The organism is Janthinobacterium sp. Bl 1 (assembly GCF_058215535.1).
In genome coordinates this window covers 271,233-297,223 of record NZ_CM177086.1, presented here as the reverse complement: position 1 = coordinate 297,223, position 25,991 = coordinate 271,233, and the positions used below count along the sequence as shown (strand labels likewise).

At 63.4% G+C, this 25,991-nt stretch carries 23 protein-coding genes; 8 read left to right on the top strand and 15 right to left on the bottom strand.

Going from position 1 to position 25,991, the window contains the following annotated elements; genetic code table 11:
* Positions 1 to 3: 3 nt before the first annotated feature.
* From AC4BCN_RS01265 to AC4BCN_RS01245, 5 genes are all read right to left on the bottom strand, one after another.
* A complete protein-coding gene (locus AC4BCN_RS01265; RefSeq protein WP_139092106.1) occupies positions 4 to 1,041 on the bottom strand; it encodes an ABC transporter permease in 1,038 nt (345 codons plus the stop codon).
* Entirely contained in the window at positions 1,038 to 2,036 is a 999-nt protein-coding gene (locus AC4BCN_RS01260; protein ID WP_070303179.1) for an ABC transporter permease, read from the bottom strand. The genes AC4BCN_RS01265 and AC4BCN_RS01260 overlap by 4 nt, the downstream gene beginning before the upstream one ends.
* Complete coding sequence (locus AC4BCN_RS01255; protein ID WP_223279062.1) at positions 2,024 to 3,574, bottom strand: sugar ABC transporter ATP-binding protein; 1,551 nt, start codon at positions 3,572 to 3,574, stop codon at positions 2,024 to 2,026. Before AC4BCN_RS01255 ends, AC4BCN_RS01260 begins: the two co-directional genes overlap by 13 nt.
* A gap of 141 nt (positions 3,575 to 3,715) precedes the next feature.
* Positions 3,716 to 4,702: a rhamnose ABC transporter substrate-binding protein gene (rhaS, locus tag AC4BCN_RS01250; protein WP_490493565.1), complete on the bottom strand. Its 987-nt coding sequence runs from the start codon at positions 4,700 to 4,702 to the stop codon at positions 3,716 to 3,718.
* A 103-nt stretch (positions 4,703 to 4,805) separates the two neighbouring features.
* Entirely contained in the window at positions 4,806 to 5,636 is an 831-nt protein-coding gene (locus tag AC4BCN_RS01245; RefSeq protein WP_128140681.1) for a DeoR/GlpR family DNA-binding transcription regulator, read from the bottom strand.
* 313 nt (positions 5,637 to 5,949) lie between these two features.
* On the opposite strand from AC4BCN_RS01245, the gene AC4BCN_RS01240 reads away from it, so the two are divergent.
* The 3 genes from AC4BCN_RS01240 (at position 5,950) to AC4BCN_RS01230 (ending at position 10,560) form a co-directional block, all read left to right on the top strand.
* A complete protein-coding gene (locus tag AC4BCN_RS01240; protein WP_490492389.1) occupies positions 5,950 to 8,058 on the top strand; it encodes a bifunctional rhamnulose-1-phosphate aldolase/short-chain dehydrogenase in 2,109 nt (702 codons plus the stop codon).
* 52 nt (positions 8,059 to 8,110) lie between these two features.
* Positions 8,111 to 9,406 carry an L-rhamnose catabolism isomerase gene (gene rhaI, locus AC4BCN_RS01235; protein ID WP_490492388.1) on the top strand — a complete coding sequence of 432 codons (1,296 nt, stop codon included), beginning with the start codon at positions 8,111 to 8,113 and terminating at the stop codon, positions 9,404 to 9,406.
* Between the two features lie 140 nt (positions 9,407 to 9,546).
* Positions 9,547 to 10,560, top strand: a complete 1,014-nt coding sequence (locus AC4BCN_RS01230) for a bile acid:sodium symporter family protein (RefSeq protein ID WP_051991317.1) — start codon at positions 9,547 to 9,549, stop codon at positions 10,558 to 10,560.
* On the opposite strand, the gene AC4BCN_RS01225 is transcribed toward AC4BCN_RS01230, so the two are convergent.
* Positions 10,512 to 11,975: a UdgX family uracil-DNA binding protein gene (locus AC4BCN_RS01225; protein ID WP_490492387.1), complete on the bottom strand. Its 1,464-nt coding sequence runs from the start codon at positions 11,973 to 11,975 to the stop codon at positions 10,512 to 10,514. The genes AC4BCN_RS01230 and AC4BCN_RS01225 overlap by 49 nt on opposite strands.
* A complete protein-coding gene (locus AC4BCN_RS01220) occupies positions 11,972 to 13,204 on the bottom strand; it encodes a putative DNA modification/repair radical SAM protein (RefSeq protein WP_034752533.1) in 1,233 nt (410 codons plus the stop codon). The genes AC4BCN_RS01225 and AC4BCN_RS01220 overlap by 4 nt, the downstream gene beginning before the upstream one ends.
* A gap of 137 nt (positions 13,205 to 13,341) precedes the next feature.
* On the opposite strand from AC4BCN_RS01220, the gene modA reads away from it, so the two are divergent.
* From modA to AC4BCN_RS01200, 4 genes are read left to right on the top strand one after another with little or no spacing between them, the layout of a single operon-like run.
* The gene (gene modA / locus AC4BCN_RS01215; RefSeq protein ID WP_490492386.1) at positions 13,342 to 14,100 is read left to right on the top strand and encodes a molybdate ABC transporter substrate-binding protein; all 759 of its coding nucleotides are present in this window, start codon (positions 13,342 to 13,344) and stop codon (positions 14,098 to 14,100) included.
* Between the two features lie 15 nt (positions 14,101 to 14,115).
* A complete protein-coding gene (modB, locus tag AC4BCN_RS01210) occupies positions 14,116 to 14,793 on the top strand; it encodes a molybdate ABC transporter permease subunit (protein WP_034752530.1) in 678 nt (225 codons plus the stop codon).
* Positions 14,794 to 14,804: 11 nt separating this feature from the next.
* Entirely contained in the window at positions 14,805 to 15,506 is a 702-nt protein-coding gene (locus AC4BCN_RS01205) for a sulfate/molybdate ABC transporter ATP-binding protein (RefSeq protein ID WP_128140677.1), read from the top strand.
* 25 nt (positions 15,507 to 15,531) lie between these two features.
* Positions 15,532 to 16,299, top strand: coding sequence for a TOBE domain-containing protein (locus AC4BCN_RS01200; protein WP_128140927.1), 768 nt, complete (start codon positions 15,532 to 15,534; stop codon positions 16,297 to 16,299).
* A 67-nt stretch (positions 16,300 to 16,366) separates the two neighbouring features.
* On the opposite strand, the gene AC4BCN_RS01195 is transcribed toward AC4BCN_RS01200, so the two are convergent.
* Positions 16,367 to 19,447 carry a response regulator gene (locus tag AC4BCN_RS01195; RefSeq protein ID WP_490492385.1) on the bottom strand — a complete coding sequence of 1,027 codons (3,081 nt, stop codon included), beginning with the start codon at positions 19,445 to 19,447 and terminating at the stop codon, positions 16,367 to 16,369.
* A gap of 239 nt (positions 19,448 to 19,686) precedes the next feature.
* Here AC4BCN_RS01195 and fnr point away from each other — a divergent pair, with 239 nt between their 5' ends.
* Positions 19,687 to 20,445 carry a fumarate/nitrate reduction transcriptional regulator Fnr gene (fnr, locus tag AC4BCN_RS01190; RefSeq protein WP_139092116.1) on the top strand — a complete coding sequence of 253 codons (759 nt, stop codon included), beginning with the start codon at positions 19,687 to 19,689 and terminating at the stop codon, positions 20,443 to 20,445.
* Between the two features lie 3 nt (positions 20,446 to 20,448).
* Here the strand turns inward: fnr and AC4BCN_RS01185 are convergent, their stop codons facing one another.
* The 7 genes from AC4BCN_RS01185 to ccoS all read right to left on the bottom strand — a co-directional run bounded on the left by AC4BCN_RS01185 (position 20,449) and on the right by ccoS (position 25,989).
* Entirely contained in the window at positions 20,449 to 20,973 is a 525-nt protein-coding gene (locus tag AC4BCN_RS01185) for a FixH family protein (protein WP_490492384.1), read from the bottom strand.
* Positions 20,974 to 21,027: 54 nt separating this feature from the next.
* Entirely contained in the window at positions 21,028 to 22,410 is a 1,383-nt protein-coding gene (gene ccoG / locus AC4BCN_RS01180; protein WP_490492383.1) for a cytochrome c oxidase accessory protein CcoG, read from the bottom strand.
* A gap of 4 nt (positions 22,411 to 22,414) precedes the next feature.
* Positions 22,415 to 23,335 carry a cytochrome-c oxidase, cbb3-type subunit III gene (gene ccoP, locus AC4BCN_RS01175; protein WP_034752517.1) on the bottom strand — a complete coding sequence of 307 codons (921 nt, stop codon included), beginning with the start codon at positions 23,333 to 23,335 and terminating at the stop codon, positions 22,415 to 22,417.
* Complete coding sequence (locus tag AC4BCN_RS01170) at positions 23,328 to 23,531, bottom strand: cbb3-type cytochrome oxidase subunit 3 (protein ID WP_490492382.1); 204 nt, start codon at positions 23,529 to 23,531, stop codon at positions 23,328 to 23,330. Before AC4BCN_RS01170 ends, ccoP begins: the two co-directional genes overlap by 8 nt.
* A gap of 1 nt (position 23,532) precedes the next feature.
* A complete protein-coding gene (gene ccoO, locus AC4BCN_RS01165; RefSeq protein ID WP_034752513.1) occupies positions 23,533 to 24,147 on the bottom strand; it encodes a cytochrome-c oxidase, cbb3-type subunit II in 615 nt (204 codons plus the stop codon).
* Positions 24,148 to 24,162: 15 nt separating this feature from the next.
* Positions 24,163 to 25,590 carry a cytochrome-c oxidase, cbb3-type subunit I gene (ccoN, locus tag AC4BCN_RS01160; RefSeq protein ID WP_034752511.1) on the bottom strand — a complete coding sequence of 476 codons (1,428 nt, stop codon included), beginning with the start codon at positions 25,588 to 25,590 and terminating at the stop codon, positions 24,163 to 24,165.
* A 222-nt stretch (positions 25,591 to 25,812) separates the two neighbouring features.
* The gene (ccoS, locus tag AC4BCN_RS01155; RefSeq protein WP_490492381.1) at positions 25,813 to 25,989 is read right to left on the bottom strand and encodes a cbb3-type cytochrome oxidase assembly protein CcoS; all 177 of its coding nucleotides are present in this window, start codon (positions 25,987 to 25,989) and stop codon (positions 25,813 to 25,815) included.
* Between the last annotated feature and the right edge of the window lie 2 nt (positions 25,990 to 25,991).

The window sequence follows — 25,991 nt, the reverse complement described above, 5'->3', positions numbered from 1 at the left end:
GGTTTATTTCCGTGTGTGCTTGCGGTTCAACAGGCGCGGCAGTGCAATCGTGATCAAGAGCAAGATGCCGACGACAATCGTCATGATGACGCCCGGAATATTGAGCAGCGCCAGGCCATACGTGACCATGCCCAGCAGCAGCACGGCCAGCAGCACGCCGCCGATGCTGCCCTTGCCGCCGGCGATGCTCACGCCGCCGAGGATTACCATGGTGATCACTTCGAGTTCCCAGCCCATGGCGATGTTCGGGCGCGTGCTGCCGATGCGTCCCGTCAGCAGCCAGGCAGCCAGGCCCGCCATGGCGCCGGTGGCCACGAACAGGGCGAAGCGGTAGCGGTCCACGGCCACGCCGGAAAAGCGCGCCGCGCCCGGATTGCAGCCGATGGCAAAGATGCGCCGGCCCCAGCTGGTCGCATGCAGCAGCACGGCAAACAGCGCGCAAAACACCAGCAAGATGACGAAGGGGCGCGGCACGATGTCGAAGAAATAGCCTTGCCCCCAGTCGATCAGCAATGGTGGATAGCCGGTGTAGGCCTGGTCGCCCAGGATCACGCTGGCCAGGCCGCGGAACAGGGCCACGGTGCCGATCGTCACGACGATCGACGGCAGGGCGAAGCGCGTGACCAGCACGCCGTTCAGGCAGCCGCAGAGGGCGCCCATGGCCAGCGCGACGAACAGCAAGCCTTGCGGCGGCACGCCGTGGTGATGCGCAAACCCCATCGCCACCGAGGACAGCGCCAGGATGCCGGAGACGGAAATGTCGATTTCGCGGCAAATGATCAGCAAGGCCATCGGCAGCGCGATCAGGGCCTTCTCGCTGAAGTTGAAGGTGCTGTCGGCCAGATTGTAGGCGTCGAGGAAATTCGGCAGCAGCACGCTGTTGGCCGCAAACACGGCGATCAGCAGCAGCGCCAATAACGCTTCCCAATGGGCAAAATACTGGCCCAGACGGTGCGCCTTGCGGTCGAGGATGGTGTAGCGCGAGCGCACGGGTACGCTGTCCGGCGCTTCGCTATGCAAGGTCTGTGAGGTGGCGTTCATGCGGCGCTCCTGCGGGTCGAGGGGGCTTGCAGCGTGAGCGGCAAGATCTGGCGGCCCATGTTCCTGGTGCCGCGCGCATTGAGCAGCACGGCCGTGAGGATCACGATCCCTGTCAGCGCGCTTTGCCAGAAGGGCGAGACCTTGACGATGGGCAAGGCATTGTTGATGACGGCCAAAAACAGCGAGCCGAGCACCGCGCCGCCCACCGTGCCGGCGCCGCCGGCGATGCTGATGCCGCCGATCACGCAGGCGGCGATCACGGTAAATTCAAAGCCATACGCGATTTCCGAATACGCCACGGCGTAGCGCGCCACCCACAGATAGCCGCACAGGCCTGCCATCAGGCCCGACAGGCCATACGTCCACAGCAGCCGGCGCGCCGTGGCGATGCCGACATAGCGGGCCGCCTGCGGCTGGTTGCCGATCGCATACAGGTCGCGGCCGAAGCGCGTGTAGCGGGCCAGGAAACAGGTTGCCAGGATGGCCGCCAGCGCGATCCACACGAGGTGGGTCACGCCCAGCAGGCGCGCCAGCGGAAAGTCGATGAAGGCGGCCGGCATCTGGTGCGACGATACCCAGGCGCCGCCCGACAGCACGAATACCAGGCCCCGGTACACGCTCATGGTGCCCAGGGTCACGACGATGGGCGGCAGGTCCAGGTAGCCGATCAGGTAACCGTTGATCAGGCCCAGCAGCAGGCCGATGCCCAGCGCCGCCAGCACCACCAGCGGCAGCGGCAAGTGCGGATACTGCACGGCCAGCAAGGCCGACAGCATGCCCGACAGCGCCAAATTGGACGCCACCGACAGGTCGATGCCGCGCGTGATGATGACGAACATCTGCGTCAGCGCCAGCATGATCAGCAAGGTACTGTCGGTGAGCAGGTTGGCCAGGCTGCCCGGAGTCAGGAAAACGGGCGAGCGCAGGCCCACCAGCAGCACCAGCAGCACGATCAGCAGTGCCAGCTGGATTTCACGTTGCTTCAGATAGCGCATGTCAATTCCTCGATCGGATGGCCGCTGCCGGACGCGGCGGCGACGACGTTTTCCGGGGTCGCCTGGGCGCGCGGAAAGACGCGGTGGATATGGCCCTGGTGCATGACCACGATGCGGTCCGCCATGCCCAGCACTTCGGGCAGCTCGGACGACACGAGGATCACGGACAGGCCTTGCGTGACGAGCTCGCTGATGAAGCGGTGCACGGCCGCCTTGGAGCCGATATCGATGCCCTTGGTAGGTTCATCGAGAATGATCACGCGGGGTTTGGTGGCCAGCCACTTGGCCAGCACGACTTTTTGCTGATTGCCGCCCGACAATTCCGACACCATCTGCGTAAAGTGGCTGGCTTTCAATTCCAGCTGCTCGCTCAGGTGGCGCGCGATGGCCGTCTCTTGCGCGCGCCGTGGCCGCAGGAAAAAGCCGATGCTGTCCAGAATCGGCAAGGTGATGTTTTGCACGATGGACATCGACAGGTGCGCGCCCTGGTGCTGGCGGTCTTCGGGCACATACGCGATGCCGTGCCGGATGGCGTCGCTGGCGCAGCCGATGCGCACTTCCTCGCCGGCGATGGCGATCGTGCCGCGCACGCCCTCGGTCAGACCGAACAGCGCTTGCATCACTTCCGAGCGGCCCGCGCCGACCAGGCCGTAGAAGCCGACGATTTCGCCTTGCCGCACGGAGAAACTGACGTCGTGAAATTCCGTCGCATGGCACAGTTGCGACACTTCCAGCAAGGTTGGCCCCAGGGGGACATCGACCTTGGGAAACACTTGCTGAATGGTGCGCCCGACCATCAGCGACACGAGCTGCGGCTCGCTGATGTCGGCCAGTGCGCCGGCGGCGACGAAATGGCCGTCGCGCAGCACCGTATAGGTGTCGGCGACGGTAAAGATTTCATCGAATTTGTGCGAGATGAAAATCACCGCCGTGCCCGCCGCGCGCAGCTGGGCGATGATGCGGTACAGCTCATGGATTTCGCGCTGCGACAGCGAGGCGGTGGGCTCGTCCATGATCACCACGCGCGCCTCTTGCGACAGGGCGCGCGCGATTTCCACGAAGTGGCGCTGCGCCACGCTCAGTTCCTTCACCTTGGCCAGCACCGGCAGCTGCACTTCCAGGCGCGCGAAGATCTGCTCGGCCTCGGCCGCCATGCGTGGCCAGTCTATGCGTGGCGGGAAACCCGTTTGCGGCTGGCGCCCGATATAGATGTTTTCGGCCACCGTCAGTTCGTCGAACATCATGGTTTCCTGGTGCACGGCGGTAATGCCGGCATCCATCGCGTCTTGCGGATTGGAAAACAGCACAGCCTTGCCGCCCAGTTCCATACTGCCCGCATCCGGTTGATAAATGCCCGTCAGGGTCTTGACCAGGGTCGACTTGCCGGCGCCGTTTTCACCGATCAGCGCCATGACTTCACCGGCGCGTACCGTCAGCGCCACGTCTTTCAGCGCGGTGACGCCATGGAAGTGCTTGCAGATGCCGTGCAGGCGCAACACCGGCGCCGCGTTCTGCGCAATAGGGGGATTCTGTGACATAGCCATTCACACTTGAGAGATATTCGCAGGTCGGGTTAGCGCGCCAGCGCGTAACCCGACAACATTGTTGGCTTTACCGGTGATGCCGGATTACGGCGCTTCGCGCCTGATCCGACCTACGGCCGTCGGTACACAAACAAATCAGAATATCTTCGAGAACTTGTCGACGTTATCCTTGTTGTAGGTGAACGGCGGCGCCAGCGCCGCTTCGCCGCCCGCATCGAGTGTCAGCTTGCCCATGCGGCCGACGGCGATGCTCTCGCCCGGCTTGCCGCTGGCCTTGCCGGTGACGAATTGATGGGCGGCATACGTGGCGGCGTAGCCGAGGTCGATCGGGTTCCAGATAGCAAAGCTTTTCACGGCGCCGCTCTTCACGTGGCCGGCCATTTCCGACGGCAAGCCCAGACCCGTCACATACACCTTGCCCACGAGTTTCTCGTCGACCACGGCCTTGCCGGCCGCATTGATGCCCACGGTGGTCGGCGCGATGATGGCTTTCAGATTCGGGTTGCTGCGCAACAAGCCGATCGCTTCGCGGTAGCTCTTGTCGGACTGGTCGTCGCCATACACGGTGGCCACCAGCTTGATTTTGGCGTACGCAGGCTGGGCCAGCGTCTTTTTCATTTCGCCGATCCAGATGTTCTGATTCGTCGCCTGCGCCGTGGCCGACAGGATGGCGATGTCGCCTGTGCCGCCGATGGCGTCGGCCGCCATTTCAATCTGTTTCTGGCCGATCAGCGCGGGGCTGGACGGGTTCAGCTGCATCAAACGCCCCTCCTTGGCCAGGCCGCTGTCGAAGGAAATGACCTTGATGCCGCGCTGCATGGCCTTCCTGGTGATCGGCACGAGCGCATTCGCATCGTTGGCGGAAATGACGATGGCGCTGACCTTCTGGCTGATCAGCGAGCTGATGATTTCGATCTGCCCTTCCGCCGTCGCCGTGGTGGGGCCCGTGTAAATGACTTCCACGTCGCCCAGCTGCTTGGCCGCCTCGTTCGCCCCTTCGTGGGCGGCGTCGAAGAAGCCGTTGCCCAGGCTCTTGACGACCATGGCGATCTTGATTTTTTCCGCCGCCTGCGCGCTGGCGGCCAGGCAGCCGATCATGCACATGCTCAATGCCGTCACCATCATTTTGTTCAATTTCATGCCGCGTCTCCTTTTTTATTGTTGCTGCCGGGGCGGTAGACACCATGTCTCCAGCCCTCTGTTTTTGCCACTGACTAGGTATTGCCTATTGCTCTTGCCATGCCTGCTCCGCCGGCGACAGCGGCGCCGCCATCGCCTCGGGGGCCACGGCCAGTACCTTGACGCCCGACTGCTCCAGCATCTGCACGGCCGCGTCCGAAGCGCCCGTGTCCGTGATGACGCAGGACACGCGGTTCAGGCCGCACAGGATCAGGCCTGCCTTCCTGGCAAACTTGGAACTGTCGGCCAGGACAATCAACTCCTCGGCCTGGCTGATCAGGCGTTTCTCGGCCTGGATCAGCAGGGGATCCGCTTCCATCAAGCCCAGCATCGACAGGCCGTATACGCCCATGAACATTTTTCCCGCGTAATGATGCTGGCTGATGTCGTTGTCGAAGGGACTCAGGATGACGTTTTGCTCGCGATACACCTTGCCGCCGGGCAGGATGATTTCATTCTCGCTGGACATCAGCAGGCGCTCGGCCATCAGGAAGGAATTGGTGAGGATTTTCAGCCGCTTGTCGACCAGGAACTCGACCATTCGGTAGGTGGTGGTGCCGCCATTGATGATGATGGTGTCGCCATCGGCGCACAGGCCGCAGGCGTGGCGGGCGATGGCGCGCTTTTGTGCGGCGCAGCGGTCCAGGTTGTTTTGAAAGGTTTCGCCCGACAGCGCAAACGTGCGCTGTTTTTTTTGCGGCAGGCTCTCGGCGCCGCCGCGGGTGCGCACCAGCAGGCTGCGCTCGGCCAGCCAGGCGATATCGCGCCGCACCGTCGCCGGCGAGGAATTGAGCCAGCCGACCAATTGGTCGACGCTCGCCACGCTATGTTCGGCGAGTAGTTTCAGCAAGCCTTTGCGGCGTTTGTGATTAACCACGTTGTCTCCTTTTTGAGCCCTCTCCCGTACCAGCTGCCCGGGGACGACTTCTTTATCGGTGAGCCAGCCTAAGCAGTTGAGCAGTGCATGTCAACAATCAATCAATCAACATCGTGATTATTTGGATAGCGCGCAAATGCGTGATCGGAGTTCCAATCAACCTGATGATTATTTGCGTTTCCCTCACGTTTTTGATTGCTTGTTGATTGACATGATTGGCACGCTGGCTTCTACTGAGTGCTGCCGTCATGGCGTCCCGCACACAGATGCGGCCATGGCGATCCGCACGCACAACCAAGAATGGAGACACTGTATGACCGCCACGATGGACACCACACCACCTGCGCCCATGGCCTCGCTATGGGACGATGCGCACGCCGCAACCTTGAGCGAACCGGAGCTTTTGCTGTACCGTTCCAACCTGCTCGGTTCCGACATGCGCATCACCAATTTCGGCGGCGGCAATACCTCGGCCAAGATCCGCATGACGGATCATCTGACCGGCGACGAGGTCGAGGTGCTGTGGGTGAAAGGCTCCGGCGGCGACCTGGGCAGCATCAAGCTCGACGGCTTTTCCACCCTGTACATGGACAAGCTGCGCGCGCTGAAGGGCCGCTACCGTGGCCTGGCGCTGGAAGATGAAATGGTCGCCTACCTGCCCCATTGCACTTTCAATCTGAACCCGCGCGCGGCCAGCATCGACACCCCCCTGCACGCCTACATCGCGCGCAAGCATGTCGACCACATGCACCCGGATGCCGTAATCGCGATCGCCGCCTGCGCCAACAGCCAGGCACTGACGCACAAGATTTTTGAAGGCGAACTGGGCTGGCTGCCGTGGCAGCGTCCCGGCTACGACCTGGGCCTCAAACTCGAAGCGCTGTCGCAGTCGCAGCCGCATTTGAAAGGCATCATTCTCGAAGGCCATGGCTTGTTTACCTGGGGCGATACGGCCAAGTCCTGCTATGAAACCACCTTGGCCATCATCAAGCGCGCGGAAGACTGGCTGGCCGCCAACACCACGCAGCCGGCGTTCGGCGGCGCCAAATCCGCACCCTTGCCGGCGCACGAGCGCGCGGCCCTGGCGCAGCGTTTGATGCCTGTGCTGCGCGGCAAGATCAGCCAGGACGAGTACAAGCTGGGCCACTTCGACGACAGCGCCAACGTGCTTGAATTCGTTTGCAGCGCCGACCTGCTGCCGCTGGCCGCGCTCGGTACCTCGTGCCCCGACCACTTCCTGCGTACCAAGATCCGCCCCTTCGTGATCGACTTCGATCCGGCCTATCCTGATTTTGATCGTTTGGTCGCCGGCCTGGACGAGGCACTGGCCGCCTACCGCGCCGACTACCTCGCCTATTACACGCGCTGCAAGCACGACAACAGCCCCGCCGTGCGCGACGCCAACCCCATCATTTATCTGATCCCCGGCGTGGGCATGTTGTCGTTCGCCAAGGACAAGGCCACGGCGCGCATCGCCGGCGAGTTCTATGTCAATGCCATCAATGTGATGCGCGGCGCCAATGGCGTCGACACCTATGTGGGCTTGCCGGAACAGGAAGCGTTCGATATCGAATACTGGCTGCTGGAAGAAGCCAAGCTGCAGCGCATGCCCAAACCCAAAAGCCTGGCCGGGCGCATCGCCCTGGTGACGGGCGGCGGCGGCGGCATCGGCCAGGCCGTGGCGCGCCAGCTGCTGCAGGAAGGTGCGTGCGTGATGCTGACCGATATCGACGGCGCCGCGCTGGAAGAGGCCGAGCAGAGCCTGCTGAAGGTGGCGGGACGCGACAATATCGCCACGGTGCGCGCAAACATCACGGCCGAAAACGACGTCGAGGCCATCCTGAACGCGGCCGCGCTGCGCTTTGGCGGCATCGACCTGCTGGTGTCGAACGCGGGCATCGCTTCCTCGGCGCCGCTGGAAGAAACGACCCTGGAGATGTGGGAACGCAACCAGTCGATCCTGGTGACCGGCTACTTTCTCGTCAGCCGCGCCGCTTTCCGCATCATGCAGCAGCAGAAGCTCGGTGGCAGCATGGTGTTTGTCGCCAGCAAGAACGGCCTGGTGGCGTCGGGCGGCGCCTCGGCCTATTGCACCGCCAAGGCGGCGGAAATCCATCTGGCCCGCTGCATCGCGCTCGAAGGGGCGCCGCACGGCATCCGCGTCAACGTGGTCAATCCCGATGCCGTCATTCGCGGTTCGCGCATCTGGGATGGCAAGTGGAAGGAAGAGCGGGCCGCCTCGAACAAGATCGAGACGGGCGACATCGAGGAATTCTATCGCCAGCGCAGCATGCTCAAGCGTAGCGTGCTGCCGGAAGATATTGCCGAAGCCGTGTATTTCCTTTCCAGCGACAAGGCTGCCAAGAGCACGGGCAATATCATCAATGTCGACGCGGGCAACGCGGCCGCATTTACACGTTAATCTAAAAAAACGACGCAGCCGGCCATGGCGCCGCTGCGCACAAGGAGACAAGATGCATACCATGATCGACAGCGGCCTGGTGGCCGACCACAATGCCAAGCTGCAAGCGAACCTGGACGCCGACTATGCGGCCCTGGGCGGTGTGCTGGCCCGCCGCGGCCAGGACATTGAAAAACTGACGGCGCTGGCGCAGACGTTTGCCGTGGCCGTACCCAGCTGGGGCACCGGCACGGGCGGCACGCGCTTTGCCCGTTTCCCCGGCCTGGGCGAACCGCGCAACGTGTTTGAAAAGCTCGAAGATTGCGCCGTCATCAACCAGCTGACGCAAGCGACGCCCGCCGTCTCGCTGCATTTTCCATGGGACAAGGTCAGCGATACGGCCGCCCTGCGCGAGACCGCCCAGGCTTACGGCCTGGGCTTTGACGCCGTCAATTCGAATACCTTCCAGGACCAGGCCGGACAGGCGCAGTCGTACAAATACGGCAGCCTGACGTCGCACAGCGCGGCCGTGCGCGCGCAGGCCGTCGAGCACAACATCGAATGCATCGAACTGGGGCGTGCACTGGGCTCGACGGCGCTGACGGTGTGGGTGGGCGACGGCGCGAATTTTCCGGGCCAGCACAATCTGCGCGGCGCGCTCGAGCGCTACCTCGACAGCATGCGCGACATCTACGGTGCCCTGCCCGCCGATTGGCAGTTATTTATCGAACACAAGCTGTTCGAGCCGGCCTTCTACGCCACCACGATCGCCGACTGGGGCACCAGCTTTGCCTGCGCCAGCGCGCTGGGACCGAAGGCCAAATGCCTGGTCGACCTGGGCCACCATGCGCCGAACACGAACATCGAAATGATCGTCGCGCGCCTGGCGCAGTTCGGCAAACTGGGTGGCTTCCATTTCAACGACAGCAAGTACGGCGACGACGACCTCGATTCGGGCAGCATCAACCCCTTCCAGCTGTTCCTCGTGTTCAACGAGCTGGCCGACGCGGCCGAGCGCGAGGGCGCCGCCTTCCATCCCGCCTACATGCTGGACCAGTCGCACAATGTGACGGACCCGATCGAAAGCCTGATGAGCAGTGCCGTCGAAGTGCAGCGCGCCTTCATCCAGTCCGCACTGGTTGACCGCGCCGCCCTGCGCCACCACCAGGAAGCCAACGACGTGCACGCCTCGGCGCAGGCGCTGAAACAGGCGTTCCGCACCGATGTCAGCGCCATCCTGGCCATGGCGCGCCAGCGCTCGGGCGCCGCCATCGATCCTGTGGCCTGCTATCGCGGCAGCGGTTACCGGGAGCAGCGGGCCGTGGCGCGGCCACCGAGAGCAGGCGCCAGCAGCAGCGGCATCGTGTAAGGCGGGTAGCGATTGGGAGCCGTGCTGCTTCCGGGCAAGCCGCCTGGAAGCAGGTAGAATGGCTGGCACTGGCGCCGTTCCCGGCGCCGTTTGTCATCCCCGGCACAGCGTGCAAGGCTGCGCCGTTACCAGGCTACCGCATGTCTTCTTTTTCTCCCGCTGCCCTGCTGCGCAATCTGAAACCCGATAATTTCACCATCGCCCTGCTCGTCACTGTGGCGCTGGCCACCTTCCTGCCCTGCACGGGCCAGACGGCCGTGGTCTTCGGCAACATCACCACGGTCGCCATCGGCGCCCTGTTCTTCCTGCATGGCGCCAAGCTGTCGCGCGAAGCCGTGGTGGCCGGCGCCATGCACTGGCGCTTGCACTTGCTGGTGCTGGCCAGCACCTTTGTCCTGTTTCCACTCTTGGGCCTGGCGCTGCGCCCGCTGGCGCTGACCTTCCTCACGCCCGACCTGTACATGGGCATTTTGTTCCTGTGCGCGCTGCCGTCCACCGTGCAATCCTCGATCGCCATGACGGCCATGGCGCGCGGCAACGTGCCGGCCGCCATCTGCAGCGCCTCGGCCTCGAACTTCATCGGCATCTTCCTCGCCCCCATCCTCGTGGGCTTGCTGGTGGCCAAGGGCGCGGAAAGCAAGTCGTCCGTGGACGCCGTGCTGTCCATCGTCATGCAGCTGCTGCTGCCGTTTTTGGCCGGCCAGTTCCTGCGCCGCTGGATCGGCCGCTGGGTCGACCGCCATAAAGCCACCCTGAAATACGTCGACCAGGGTTCGATCTTGCTGGTGGTCTACACGGCCTTCAGCGAAGCCGTCAGCGAAGGCCTGTGGCATACGATTTCCGTGGAAACCCTGGTCGCCCTGGGCCTGATCAGCACCTTGCTGCTGGCGCTGGTGCTGGGCATCTCCACCTTCGTCAGCCGCCGCCTGGGCTTCAACAAGGAAGACGAAATCGCCATCGTCTTTTGCGCCTCGAAGAAAAGCCTGGCCAGCGGCGTACCGATGGCCAAGGTGCTGTTTTCCACGCGTTCGCTGGGCATGGTGATCTTGCCGCTGATGCTGTTCCACCAGATTCAGCTGATGATCTGCGCCGTGATCGCGCAGCGTTATGCGCGGCGCGATGAGGGACAGGATGTGCCGGCGACAACGCTGTGATGGCTATCCTGCTCTAGCCGCAGCGCCTGCCGCAGCCCCGCCACTATGACCGCGTAAGCCTGCCGCCGGCTGGACTCATCGGGCGCGCGCAGCACATACGCCGGGTGATACACGGTAATCACCGAGCGTCCCGCATGCTCGATCGTCGTGCCGATCAGCGGTGTCATGCTTGCCGCGCCATCTTGCAGCACGGATTTTAATGCCGTGCTGCCCAGCGCCACGATCACCTGTGGCTGGACACGCTCAATCTCTTCTTCCAGCCAGCCATGGCAGGCGAGGATCTCGCGTTGCGCTGGCGTCTTGTGCAGGCGGCGCTTGCCGCGTGGTTCCCACTTGAAATGCTTGACGGCATTGGTCAGATAGATGCTGTCGCGCGCCATGCCCGCTTCCTGCATGGCTTGCTCGAGCAGTGCGCCGGCCGGGCCCACGAAGGGCAAGCCCGCCAGGTCTTCCTGATCGCCCGGCTGCTCGCCCACAAGCATGATGCGCGCCTGTGCCGGGCCAATGCCGGGCACGGCTTGCGTGGCGCTTTTCCACAGTTCGCAGCGGCGGCACTGGTCCAGGCTCGTCGCTACCTCGCGCGCCGGCTGGGCGCGTTCGGCGGCAATCGGGATCGTGGTGGCGCCGTTGCGCTGGCCCACGCTGGCCGTCTGGCCCGTGCGGCGTTCGCCGTTGGCGGCGCCGCTGAGCATGGCGGACACGATGGCCCCTTCCGGCAGGTTTTTCCAGAAACGCGAGGGGATATGGCTGTGCAGCAAATCCGCATTCACGCGCGCGGGATTGAAGATGCTGCGGTAGTAGGTCAGCCACAGGGCTTCGCCCGCATCGTCGATATCGGCCGCGCCCTGCATCAGTGCTGGGCCCGCGTGCAAGGTCGTGCCATCCCACAGCATGCTGGCGGCGGGCGTGGCGATCATCCAGCTGGTAGCTCCCATGCGGCGGGCGAAGTGGCGCGCCACCTGCGGCAGCACCTCGTGCACGGGTTCGAACCAGGCGACAAAACGGGGCGCGCCCTCGCATTCTGGCCGTTCGCGGAAGCGCACATACGCATGCATGTCGTGCTCTTCGCGGTGCACGGCCTTGACCATGGCGTGCAGGCGCGCGCCGTCCGCGTCGGCCGGCGACATCACGTCGTGCTGGCCCTGCTGCCAGCGCCACAGCACCTGGTACAAAAGGGCCCAGCGGTCAGGCACGTTGAAGCAGGCGGCGCTTTCCAGCAATTCCACCAGGGGACGGGGCAGGCGCAGCAGTGGCGCGCTGGTATCGGTCGCATCCGGCGTGGCGGAAAACAGGTCGCCATCGCCGGGACGCGACTGCCAGGCAACGTCGGCAGGTGGCACACCACGCGCGATCAGTTCGCGTGCGGCAGCGCGCCACTGGTCGAACGACTGCGCCAGCCGCACCACCGTACTCATGCGGCCTGCAGCTCCGGCCACAGATTCATTTGCTGCGGCGCTTCCGCCATGGCGCGGCGCAGGTGTTCGGAGGCGGTGGTGTCGCGCGCGGGAAAGTAGTCGGCCGTGATGATGAACGGCGCGATTTTCTTCATGCTGCAGCGCAGGCGCGACAGGTCGGCGTAGCGCACCTGCCGCAGCCGCCGCAGGTCGACGATGCGCTGGGCATTGCGCAGGCCGATGCCGGGCACGCGGGCGATCATGTGCTGCGCCGCGCGGTTCAAGTCCAGCGGAAAATGTTCGCGGTGCGCCAGCGCCCACGCCAGTTTCGGATCGATATCGAGCGCCAGGTTGCCGCCCGTGGCGGGCAGCAGTTCGCTGGCCTGGAATCCATAGCTGCGCAGCAGGAAGTCGGCCTGGTACAACCTGTGTTCGCGCAGCATCGGTGGCGGCGCCAGCGGCACGCTTTTCGGGCTGTCGGGGATCGGGCTGAAGGCCGAGTAGTACACGCGCTTGAGTTTGTAGCTGCCGTACAAGGTCTCGGCCGTGGAGAGGATCTGCTGGTCGTCGCTGGCGTCGGCGCCGACGATCATTTGCGTGCTTTGCCCGGCCGGCGCGAAACGCGGCGCGCGCGGTTCTTCCGCTTTCTCGTCGAGCTTGCGGCGTATCGACCCCATCGCCAGCTTGATCGTGTGCACGCTTTTTTCCGGCGCCAGTTTTTGCACGCTGTCCTGTGTCGGCAATTCGATGTTGACGCTGAGCCGGTCGGCATAGCGGCCCGCCTGCGCGATCAGCGCGGGGTCGGCGTCAGGGATGGTTTTCAAATGGATGTAGCCGCGGAACTGATGCACCTCGCGCAACTCGCGCGCCACTTGCACCAGTTGTTCCATCGTGTAGTCGGCCGACTGGATGATGCCGGAACTGAGGAACAGGCCGTCGATGTAGTTGCGCAGGTAAAAGTCGCTCGTCAGTTTCACCACTTCGGCCACGGTAAAGCGCGCACGCGGCACGTTCGACGTGCGGCGGTTGACACAGTACTGGCAGTCGTACAGGCAGTAATTCGTCAGCAGCACTTTCAGCAGCGAGACGCAGCGCCCGTCCGGCGTGTAGCTGTGGCAAATGCCCATGCCCGAGGTGGCGCCAAAGCCGTCCTTGCCGATGGAATCGCGCCTGGGCGCGCCGCTGCTGGCGCAGGACGCATCGTACTTGGCCGCGTCGGCCAGGATTTCCAGCTTGTCCGTCAGTTCCATGGCTCACCTCGATATACTGTGTTTATATACAGTATATCAGGGAATGCAGCTTGCGCTGGCTTGACCTGTGCGATGGCAGAGCGCTATATATCGGTGTATATTACGGGACAGGTTCTCTTCTCATCAAGGATACGATCATGCGCCTCACCTCCCTAGCCACACTGCTCGGCGCCGCCCTCTTCGCCACCGCCGCCTCGTCCGCCCTTGCCGGCGAAGTGGTGGTGTCGGCCGCGGCCAGCCTGACGAATGCGTTCAAGGAGGCGGCGCAAAGCTACGAGGCGCAGTATCCGGGCAGCAAGGTATCCCTGAACTTCGCCGCTTCGGGCGTGCTGCTGCAGCAGATCGTCAAGGGCGCGCCCGTGGACGTGTTTGCCTCGGCCGACCAGGAAACCATGGATGCGGCGCAAAAGCAGGGCCTCGTCTTGCCGGCCGAGCGCATGGACTTCGTCGGCAACAGCCTGGTGCTGATCGTGCCGCACGATAGCAAGCTGGGCATCAAGAGCCTGGCTGACCTGACGCACAAGGGCGTGACGCGCGTGGCCATCGCCAATCCGGCCAGCGTGCCTGTCGGCCGATACTCGGAAGGCGCGCTGAAGAAGGCGAAGCTGTGGGACGCCGTGCAGCCCAAGGCCATCGGCACGCAGAACGTGCGCCAGTCGCTCGACTACGTGGCGCGCGGCGAAGTCGATGCGGGCTTTGTCTACGCCACCGACGCGGCCATCATGAAAGACAAGGTCAACGTGGTGCTCGACGTGTCGCTGGACGCGCCCGTGCTGTATCCGATCGCCACCATCAAGGGCAGCGGCAATGGGGCCGAAGCGAAGCGCTTCGTCAGCTATTTGCAGACGGCGCCGGCGCAAGCCATCCTCGCCAAGTACGGTTTCAAGAAACCATAAAGCAAACGACTGCGCATGGATATCGCCTGGACCGCGCTGGCCCTGTCGCTCAAAGTGGCGGCGTGGGCCACGGCGCTCAACTTGTTGCTCGGCATCGGCACGGGCTATCTGCTGGCGCGCACGCGTTTTCCCGGGCGCGAATTGCTCGACGCCCTGTTGACCCTGCCGATGGTGATGCCGCCCACCGTGCTCGGCTACTACCTGCTGGTGCTGCTGGGCCGGCGCGGTACCCTGGGCATCTGGTTGCAGGACAACTTCGGCATCAACCTCATCTTTACGTGGCAGGGCGCCGTGATCGCTTCCACCGTGGTCGCCTTTCCCCTCGTCTTCAAGCCCGCGCGCGCCGCCTTCGAGGCCGTCGACGGCCAGCTCGAGCAGGCGGCCCGCGTGCTGGGCATTTCGGAAATGGCGATCTTCTTTCGCGTCACGTTGCCGCTGGCCTGGCGCGGCATCCTGGCCGGCGTGCTGCTGGGATTCGTGCGCGCGCTGGGCGAGTTTGGCGCCACCCTGATGGTGGCCGGCAGCATTCCCGGCAAGACGCAGACCCTGTCGGTAGCCGTGTATGAAGCCGTGCAGGCGGGCCAGGACGACGTGGCCAATACGCTGGTCGTGATCATCTCGGTGGTCTGCATCGTGGTGCTGCTGTCGGCTGGCCGCCTGGCGCCCGGGCGCGTCGCGCACAAAGGACGCTGAGGATGACGCCCATGCAACTCGATCTCGACATCCGCGCCACCTTGCGCTCCGGCAAACGCCGTTTCGACCTGCAGGTGCAATGCACGTCCGGCAGCCAGCGCATCGCCATGTATGGCCCGTCCGGCGCCGGCAAGAGCATGACCCTGAAAGCCATTGCCGGCCTCTTCACGCCGGACGAAGGCCATATCCGTTTGAACGGGCGCACCCTGTTCGATTCGGCCGCCGGCATCAATTTGCCGCCGCAGCAGCGCAACGTCGCCTACCTGTTCCAGGATTACGCGCTGTTCCCGCACCTGACGGTGCGCCAGAACGTGGGCTTTGGCCTGAGCCGCGGCTGGTTCAATCCGCGCGCGCGCGAAAAATTGCAGAAGGTCGAGCATTGGCTCGACGCCTTCCACTTGCAGGAACTGGCGCACCAGTTCCCCGACGAGTTGTCCGGAGGCCAGCGCCAGCGGGTGGCGCTGGCGAGGGCGCTCGTGGCCGAGCCGTCCGCGCTGCTGCTCGACGAGCCGTTTGCCGCCCTCGACCCGGCCCTGCGTGTCAAAATGCGGCTGGAACTGAGCCAGTGGCAACAGCGCCTGGACGTGCCCATGATCCTGATCACGCACGATCCGGAAGATGCGCGCATCTTGGGCGAACACGTGCTGTATTTGCGCGACGGACAGATCGATAACAGGGAAGACCACATGGCATTGGGTGAACGCATTGGATAAAATCGGCTTGCAAGGCTCGGTATGGATGACGGTGGGCGGAGAAAATCTGGGCGGCGCCGGCAGGGTGGAACTGCTGGGCGCCATCGCCGAATGCGGCTCCATCACGCAGGCGGCCAAGCTGGTGAAGATGAGCTACAAGGCGGCCTGGGACGCCATCGACGCGATGAACAACCTGGCCGGCGAGCCGCTGGTCGAGCGCCTGACGGGCGGCAAGGGCGGCGGCGGCACGCGGCTCACGCAACGGGGGCGCCAGCTGGTCGACAATTTCCGCATCATCGAACGCGAGCATGCGCGCTACCTGCGCCAGCTGGGCAGCCAGGCCGAAGGCATCGCCGACGATCTTTTACTCATACGGAGAATGGCCATGAAAACGACGGCGCGCAATCAATTCCTGGGCAAGGTGGCCGAACTGAAACAGGGTGCCGTCAACGACGAAGTCACCCTGGAATTGCCGGGCGGCCAGCACATCGTGGCCATCGTCACGCAGGGCAGCAGTGCAAGCCTGGGCCTGGTGCCTGGCGCCGAAGCGTTTGCGCTGATCAAGGCTTCGTCCATCATCCTCGTGGCCGACAGCGAAGGCGCGCGTTTTTCCGCGCGCAACCAGCTGGCCGGCACGGTCACGCGCGTGCAGACGGGCGCCGTCAACACGGAAGTGGTGCTGGACTTGCCGCGCGGCGGCACGATCGCCGCCATCATCACCAATCAGAGCAGCACGGACCTGGGTATCGAACTTGGCGGCAGCGTGACGGCGATGTTTAAAGCATCTAGTGTGATCCTCGGTGTACCGGCGTAAACGGCGGCGCTGAGCAAAGTTCCGGGGTCAGACCCGGCGGGTCTGACCCCAGCTTTACGTTGCAGGCCTAATCCTTCAACCGCGACAACCAATCCGCCGCCGCCGCCAGCGCCAGTTCCAGCTCCTGCGCCGTGTGCGCCAGCAGGCCTGGGACTTCGTCCAGGCGACCGGCGTCGATCGCTTCCTCGGTGGCGAACGCGGCGCGGATCAGGCGTTTCGTGCCCAGGGTGCCGACGGAGCCGCGCACGCTGTGCAGGATGCGCGCCACGTCGCTGTGACGGCCCGCCTGCAAGGCCGTTTCCGCGTCGCGCACGGGCGTCATGCCCTTGTTCAGCGCGTCTTCGACCATGCGCCGCAGCACGCCGCGCCCCTTCGCGTCGCGTCCCATCACGCGCATCAGCGGCGCCATGGAAAACACCTCTTCATCGGCGACGCGCACCGGCTCGGCCGTCTGCACTTGCGGGCGTTTGGGCAGGTGGCGCAGGATGACTTCCATCATCTCTTCCACCACCACGGGCTTGGCGATGAAGTCGCTGATGCCGGCCGTCATGCAGCGCTCGCGCTCGGACGCCAGCACGCCGGCCGTCATGGCGATCACGGGCAGGCTCAGGCGCAGTTCCGTGCGGATGATGTGGGTGGCGCTGAAACCGTCCATGACGGGCATCTGCATGTCCATCAGCACGATGTCGTAGCGCAGCGCTTCCGTGCGCAGCCGTTCCACGGCTTGCAAGCCGTCGCCCACCACGTCGAGGGTGGCGCCCATGTGTTCGAGGATGCCGCGCGCCACGGCCTGGTTCAAATGATTGTCTTCCACCAGCAGGAAATGCACGCCGGCCAGTTCCGTGCCCAGCGGCTGGTGCAGGATGCGCTGCTCGCCGCCGTCGTTCTTCGTGATCAGCGCCTGATGCAGGGCATCGAACAGGCTCGATCCCGTGATCGGCTTCATCAGCACGACGTCGGCCTCGGCCGCGCTGGAGATTTCCTCGAGGTGGTTGCGGGCGAAGGCGTTGACCATCACCACGATGGGCTGGCGCTGGCCGCTGGCCGCCTGGCGGATGGCCTTGGCCGTGGCCAGGCCGTCCATCACGGGCATGTGCCAGTCGGCCAGCACCACGTCGTACGGCTGCTGCTGCGCCAGGCGTTCGCGGTACAGTTCGATGGCGGCAAAGCCGGAATCGACTTCGTCGGCCAGCCAGCCCCATGCCTCGATCAGCTTGACGATCAGTTCGCGCGTGGTGCGGTTATCATCGGCCACCAGCAGGCGCAGCTGGCCCAGGGCCGGCGTGCGCCGAGTTTCGGCCGGCTGCGCCAGCATCTCGAACGGCACGTTGAACCAGAAGCGGCTGCCCTTGCCTTCGCTGCTGGCGACGGCGATGTCGCCGCCCATCATGTGGATCAGCTGCTTGCTGATGGCCAGGCCCAGGCCCGTGCCGCCGAAGCGCCGCGTGATGCTCTGGTCGCCCTGTGAAAATGCGGCAAACAGTTGCTGTTGCTGCAGTTCCGTCATGCCGATGCCCGTGTCGCGCACTTCGAAGCGCAGCCAGGCGCGGCCGCTCTCGCTCTTGCTCTCGGCCAGGCTGACGGCCACCACCACTTCGCCGCTCTCCGTGAACTTGATGGCGTTGCCGGCCAGGTTGACGAGGATTTGCTGCAGGCGCTGCGCGTCGCCCAAGAGGCGCCGCGGCACGTCGGGCTCGACGGCGATGGCCAGTTCCAGTTCCTTTTCGCCCGCATTCATCGTCATCGTCGTGGCCAGGGTATTCATGACTTCGTCGAGGTCGAATTCGACGGGCGACAGTTCCATGCGGCGTGCCTCGATCTTCGAATAGTCGAGCACGTCGTTGAGGATGCCCAGCAGCGACTGGCCCGCCACGCGCACCATGGTCAGATACTTGCGCTGTTCCGTATCAAGCTTGGTATTACCCAGCAAATACACCATGCCCAGCACGGCATTGAGGGGCGTGCGGATTTCATGGCTCATGTTGGCCACGAAATCGCTTTTCGCGCGGTTGGCGGCCTCGGCCCGGTCGCGTTCCTGCTCCAGTTCCGCCGCGCGCGATTCGAGTTCCTGCTGCAGGCGGTCGCGCTCGCTCATCAGGCCGTTGAACGCTTCCGTCAGTTCGCCGATCTCGTCGCGCTGCTGCACCGGCACGGGGGTGAAACGGCTGCCGCTGGTGCGCAGGGCCAGCAGGGTGTTGCGCAGGCGCACCAGCGGCGACAGCAGGCGCACGGTGACCCAGCCCAGCACGGCGGCGGCCAGCAGCGAAGCGAGGATGCTCCACAGCACCAGCCGGTACAGCACGCCATCGAACGGTTCGAAGGCATCCGCGACGGGCAGCGAGGTGGCCAGCAGCCAGTTCACCGATTTCAGGCGCTTGAAGCTGTTGACGGCCTTGATGCCGCGGCTATTCGTGCTGACCATGCTGCCTTCGCCATCTTCCTTCAGCAGTTGGGTCGTCGTCAGGTTGGCGCTCGGCTGGCGCGGCTGCAGCAAACGGCTGGTATCGGGATGCAGCACGTAGCGCGGCACGGCGCCGCGCGTGAGGATGAAGTAATAGCCGCTCTTGCCGATCTTTTCCGAGCGCAGACGCCCCAGCAGATTGTCCTTGTACAGGCGCAGCACGCCGATCACCACGCCGGCCACCTGGCCATCGGCGGCCAGCACGGGCGCCACCATCTGCACGATGGGCATGCCGCTCGACTTGCCGAGCATCGGTTCGGTGATCATGGGCTGGCGCGTGCGCAGCACGGTCTGGAAATACTCGCGCTCGGCGACGTTGATGCCGGTGCGCCCCGCCACTTCCGGCATGTCGGCCACGACGGCGCCATGCGCGTCGAGCACCAGCACGTCGTCGAACAGCACCAGCATCGAACGGCGCGAATAGTATTGGCGCAATTGGGCCGGCTGGGCCATCAGTTCCGGCGGCTGCTGCCTGGCCGTCAGGGTGACGATCTGCAGCAGCATGCCCAGCTTGTCGTCGAGCTCGGCAGCGGTGCGGCTGATCAGGGATGACTGCTGGCTCAGCAGTACTCGGGTGAAGTCGTCGCGCATGTGCTGCACCTGTATCATGGTGACCAGCGCGATCATGGCGATCGAGGTCAGGCTGGTGGCCAGCGCGACTTTTGCTTTGATGCCGAGAGGCTTCATGATTTCCTTTTCAGTACCGGGCGGCACAGGCGGCAGATAATGCTGTCAGGAATTTTCCTATCAATACCCCAGCTTGGCAAGCGCCGCCGCACAAATGCCCCTACCCGCATGGGCTTTTGACGATGTTGCCATATAATTAAAGTCGGAACGTCGTTTATTCAGCGAAATTGCGGTGAAATTGGCACACGGCAACCCGGTATGCAGTAAACTTGTTGTTGCATTTTCTAAAAGGTACCGACATGACTGAAGCGCTAATCACTCCAACCTTGCCCACAGTGACCGTGGAAGCGTTGCGTGCGCGATGCTCGACCTGCAGCATGCATCAATTGTGCCTGCCGATGGGCCTCGATATGGGCGACATGGACAGGCTGGACCAGATCATCGGCCGCCGCCGCAAGATCGTGCGCGGCGCCTCGCTGTTCCGCATCGGCGACTCGTTCCAGAACCTGTACGCGATCCGCCTGGGGCACTTCAAGACATACCAGATCAATCCGGGCGGCGAAGAGCAGGTGACGGGTTTCCAGATGGCCGGCGAACTGCTGGGCATGGACGCCATCAGCGCCGACCGCCACCACTGTAATGCGGTGGCGCTGGAAGACAGCGAAGTGTGTGAAATTCCGTTTTCCAGCCTGGAGCAATTGTTGGGCAATATGCCGACCCTGCTCCGTCATTTCCACCGCATGATGAGCCAGGAAATCACGCGCGAGCAAAGCGTGATGCTGTTGCTGGGCAATATGCAGGCGACGCAGCGCTTTGCCGCCTTCATCGTCAACCTGGCGTCGCGCTATGAGGCGCGCGGCTATTCGAGCAGCAAATTCCAGCTGCGCATGTCGCGCGAGGAAATCGGCAACTACCTGGGCCTGACCATCGAGAGCGTCAGCCGTTTATTGTCGAAATTCAAGAAGGAAGGCTGGCTGCGGGTGTCGAACCGCGAGATCGAAATATTGCAACCAGCCAAGCTGAAAGCCATTACGGCAGGCACGGACGTCTGCAAGTAAGGCTTATAACTCTTCATCCGCATGCAGCGCGATGCTGCGTTGCACGGGCCAGGTCCAGATGCCGGACAGGCGCCACTCGCGTTTGTCGTTTTCCACCAGCACTTGCCAGCGGCTGCGTTCGAGCATCGGCAGGGGCACCGAGAAATTGCCGGCCGCATCGGGCTGCACCAGCAGCTTGATATCCTTTTCCGGCAGGGTCGCATGCGCCAGGTGCAGCTGCAGCGGTCCCTGGTAGGCCTTGCCGAAGCTGTGCACGGAACCGCTCAGGCGCGCTGACGCCACGTCGTACGCCAGGCTCGTATCCATGGCCAGGTCGCTGGCGATCGTGTCGCGCTTCAAATCCTGGTTGATCGCCTTGCCCTGTTTGTAATAGTCGCCCACCACCAGCGCGTCGGGCTGCGTAAAGGCGATATAGCCCATGAAGCTGCCGACGACCACGGACAGGCCGGGACCGATCATCAGCAGCCATGGCCAGCGATGCTTGTACCACGGTGCAACGGGAGGCTGCAGTTTCAGACTGTCGGACATGGTATTTCTCCTGTGTAAACGGCCAGCCCCCATGCGGGGACCGGCCTTCCTGCATTAACGCGGCACGATGAAGACCGCGCTTTCACGCACATGCAGCGACGGGTCGTCCAGCGATTGCAATTCGATCGCAATCTTGTTCGAGCCCTTCTCGCCCACGCCGTGCGGCACGCGCAGGCGGATCGGCCAGCCCAGCGTTTCCGTCGGCTGCAAGGTCACTTCTTCGCGCGTCAGCAAGGTCAGGCCCGGCAAGCCGGAAGCGCTGATCTTGAAATGCTGGCTTTGCTCGGACGTGTTCATGATCTGCAGGCGGTAGACGTTTTCGATCATGCCGTCTTCCACTTCGCGTCCCATCGAACCGCGGTCGCGGATCACGTCCATTTTCAGGGGCGTGCGCAGGGCCAGCGAGGTACATACGGCGATGATGATCAGGGCCAGGATGGAAGTGTAGATCAAGACGCGCGGGCGCATGGCGCGCTGGCGTATCTGCTTCGAATTGAAGTTGTTTTCCATCGCATGGTCGGTGCTGTAGCGTATCAGGCCACGCGGCCGCTCGACCTTGTCCATCACGCTGTTGCAGGCATCGACGCAGGCGGCGCAGCCGATGCATTCATACTGCAGGCCGTTGCGGATATCGATACCGGTCGGACACACCTGCACGCACAGGGTACAGTCGATGCAATCGCCCAGCTTGTCGTTGTGGCCGGCCTTCTTGCTCATGGCGCCGCGTGGTTCGCCGCGCTTGGCATCGTAGGTGATGATCAGGGTGTCCTGGTCGAACATGGCGCTCTGGAAGCGCGCATAGGGGCACATGTATTTGCACACCTGCTCGCGCAGCCAGCCCGCGTTGCCGTAGGTTGCCAGGCTGTAGAACAAGACCCAGAACCATTCCCAGGGACCGAAATTCAAGGTGACCACCGATTGCGCCAGTTCCTTGATCGGCGTGAAGTAGCCGACAAAGGTAAAGCCCGTCCACAGGGCGATGGCGCCCCACACCAGGTGCTTGGCCGTCTTCTTGAACGCCTTGCGCACGGACGGGCCCTGCTTGTCGAGGGCCATGCGCGCGCTGCGCGTGCCCTCGATGCGGCGTTCGACCCACAGGAAGATTTCCGTGTATACCGTTTGCGGGCAAGAGAACCCGCACCACACCCGCCCGGCAATGGCCGTGACGAGGAACAACAAATACGCACAGATGATCAGCAGGGCCGCCAGATAGATGAAATCCTGGGGCCACAGCACGACGCCGAAAATGTAGAACTTGCGCGTGGTCAAGTCGAACAGCAGGGCTTGCCTGCCATTCCAGGTCAACCACGGCAAGCCGTAGAACGCGAGCTGGGTAAGCCATACGCATACCCATCGCCAGGTAGCGTAGCGTCCTTTGGCCTCGCGAGGGTAGATCTGCTCGCGGGCCGCATACATCTTGATGACTTGAGGTTCCATTACATCATTTCACGGGCGTCTGAGGATTCGACAGGCTCCAGACATACGCCGACAGCACGTGTACCTTGGACTCGCCGAGGAAATCGCTGAAGGCCGGCATGGTGTTGCTGCGTCCCTTGCGTACGGTTTCCATGATGGTATCGGCGCTGCCGCCGTACAGCCAGACCTTGTCCGTCAGATTCGGCGCACCCAGCATCTGGTTGCCCTTCGCATCGGCGCCATGACAGGCCATGCAGGCGCCAAACTTGGCCTTGCCCAGCACCGACTTGACAGGATCCGAGGTCGAACCGGACAGGCTCAGCACATAATGGGCCACGTTCTCGACATCTTTTTCGGAACCGAGGGCGGCGCCCATCGGTGGCATCTGCCCATTGCGGCCGTGCAGGATGGTGGTCTTGATGATGTCGGGTTCGCCGCCATACAGCCAGTCCTTGTCCGTCAGGTTGGGGAAGCCCTTGTTGCCGCGCGCATCCGAACCGTGGCATTGCGCGCAGTAGGTCAGGAACAGGCGCTGGCCGATGGCTTGTGCCTGCGGGTCGGCGGCTACCGTCTTCAAGTCCTGGCTCAGGTACTTGTTGAACAGGGGACCGTAGTCGGCTTCCGCCTTCTTCAGCTCTTCCTCGTACTGGCCCGTCGATTTCCAGCCCAGGCTGCCGGCATAGTTGCCCAGGCCCGGATACAGGAACAGGTAGGCCAGCGCGAAGACGATGGTGATGTAGAACAGCCACATCCACCAGCGCGGCATCGGCGTATTGAGCTCCTTCAAGTCCTCGTCCCAGACGTGGCCCGTGGTGCCGTCGGCGGGGGCGCCGGCGACCACTTTCACTTTCGACTGCGAGTACAGCAGCACGCCGCAGCCGATGATGCCCAGCAGGGACAGCACGATGATGTAGATATTCCAGAAGCCATTGGTAAAGTCAGCCATGGTGATGCTCCTTCGCCAGGTTCATCTCGGCTTCGGCCGGATAGTCGAGCGCCTCGTCGGCGAACGGCAGGCGTGCCGCCGCGTCGAAGTCGCTGTTGCTGCGGCTGAACGTCCACCACAGGATGCCCACGAACGTCGTAAAGGAAACCACCGTCATGACGCTGCTGGCGCTGTCAAACAGGTTTTCGATTGCCATGCTAATTCCTTGTTTTGATTAATGTACCGAGGCCTTGCAGATAGGCGACCAGGGCGTCTTCTTCCGTCTTGTCCTGCAGCTGCGCGGGGCCGGCGGCGATCTCTTCCTCGCTGTACGGCTGGCCCAGGCGTTTCAGGGCGCGCATCTTCGGCACGATTTCGTCAGGCACCAGCTTGGTCTTCGCCAGCCAGGGGTAGGACGGCATGTTCGACTCGGGCACCACGTCGCGCGGGTTGTTCAAGTGCGTGCGGTGCCATTCATCGCTGTAGCGGGCGCCCACGCGGGCCAGGTCGGGCCCCGTGCGCTTGGAACCCCACTGGAACGGACGGTCGTAGACGAACTCGCCGGCGACCGAATAGTGGCCATAGCGTTCCGTTTCCGCGCGCAGCGGACGCACCATCTGCGAGTGGCAGTTGTAGCAGCCTTCGCGCACGTAAATGTCGCGGCCCGCCAGGCGCAGCGGCGAATACGGCTTCAGGCCGGCGACCGGTTCCGTCGTGCTCTTCTGGAAGAACAGGGGGACGATCTCGACGGCGCCGCCGATGCTGATCACCACCGTGACCAGGGCGATCAGCAGCCAGGGGTTTTTCTCAATCCATGCATGTGAAAATTTCATTTGCTTTCGCTCCTATCAGGCGTGCGCCGCGTTCAGTTCCGGAATGCGGGCGACGGGGAGTTTGCTGCCGCGCAGAGTCATCCAGGTGTTGTAGCCCATGATGCACATACCCGACAGGTACAGCAGGCCACCGGCCACGCGCACCACGTAGTACGGATACGTCGCTTTCACGCTCTCGACAAAGGTGTAGGTCAGAGTGCCGTCCGGATTGACCGCGCGCCACATCAGGCCCTGCATCACGCCGGCGATCCACATTGCGGCGATGTACAGCACGATGCCGATGGTGGCCACCCAGAAGTGCACGTCGACCAGGCGCGTGCTGTGCATCTGCGTGCGGCCAGCCAGGCGCGGCAGCAGGTAGTAGATCGAACCCATGGTGATGAAGCCCACCCAGCCCAGAGCGCCCGCATGTACGTGGGCAACGGTCCAGTCGGTGTAGTGCGACAGCGAGTTGATGGTCTTGATCGACATCATCGGACCTTCGAAGGTGGCGATGCCGTAGAACGACAGCGAGACGATCATGAATTTCAGGATCGGGTCGGTGCGCAGCTTGTGCCAGGCGCCCGACAGGGTCATGATGCCGTTGATCATGCCGCCCCAGCTTGGCGCCAGCAGGACCAGCGAGAAGACCATGCCGATCGATTGCGTCCAGTCAGGCAATGCCGTGTAGTGCAGGTGATGCGGGCCCGCCCACATGTAGGTGAAGATCAGCGCCCAGAAGTGGACGATGGACAGACGGTACGAGTACACGGGGCGCTCGGCCTGTTTCGGGATGAAGTAGTAGACCATGCCCAGATAGCCGGCGGTCAGGATGAAACCCACCGCGTTATGGCCGTACCACCACTGGATCATGGCGTCCTGCACGCCCGCATAGGCGGAATACGATTTCGTGAACGAGGCTGGCATGACGGCGCCATTGACCACGTGCAAAATCGTCACGGCCAGGATGTAGGCGCCGAAGAACCAGTTGGCCACGTAGATGTGCTTGACCTTGCGCTTGATCAGCGTGCCGAAGAACACGATGGCGTAGGCGATCCAGACGACGGCGATGAGGATGGCGATAGGCCATTCCAGTTCCGCGTATTCCTTGCCGCGCGTCATGCCCATGGGCAGGGTGACGACGGCGCACAGGATCACGGCTTGCCAGCCCCAGAAGGTGAAGGCAGCCAGTTTGTCGGAAAACAGGCGCACCTGGCAGGTGCGTTGCACGACGTAGTACGAGGTAGCGAACAGGCCGCAGATGCCGAAGGCGAAAATCACCGCATTCGTGTGCAGCGGACGCAGGCGTCCGTATGTCAGCCATGGTATGTCGAGGTTCAGGGCAGGCCAGGCCAGCTGAGCGGCGATGATAACGCCAACCAGCATGCCGATGATGCCCCATACCACAGTAGCGACCGCGAATTGCTTCACGATCTTGTAGTTATAGTTCAGCGATTGATCCACAAAGACTCTCCCTGGAATTACTATTTATGATGGTGGCCAGAGAGTAAGTGTTTGACCGTGAAAAAACTTTGATGTGGATCAAAATTCCCCGGATGAAATAAGCGTAGCGAACTGGCATCGAAATAAAGTGATATTTCGGTCAAATTCCGCTCAAAAAAGCCATACAAGATCCCTGCAATCAGGGCGGGCAGAGGGGCAGGCGCGCCGGCCGGGCTGGTGCGGTCAGGGATGCGGTTCGCCGGGCGCCGGCTGGGCCGTCGTGTCGTCGTCCTGCAGCACGCGCAAGCCAGGTCCGACGAGGTCGTCGAACTGGCCGCTGTCCGAGGCCGTGAAGTACACCCACAGGGCGATGAAGACGACCACGACGCTCAAGGGGATGAGGAGATACAGGGCTTCCATGT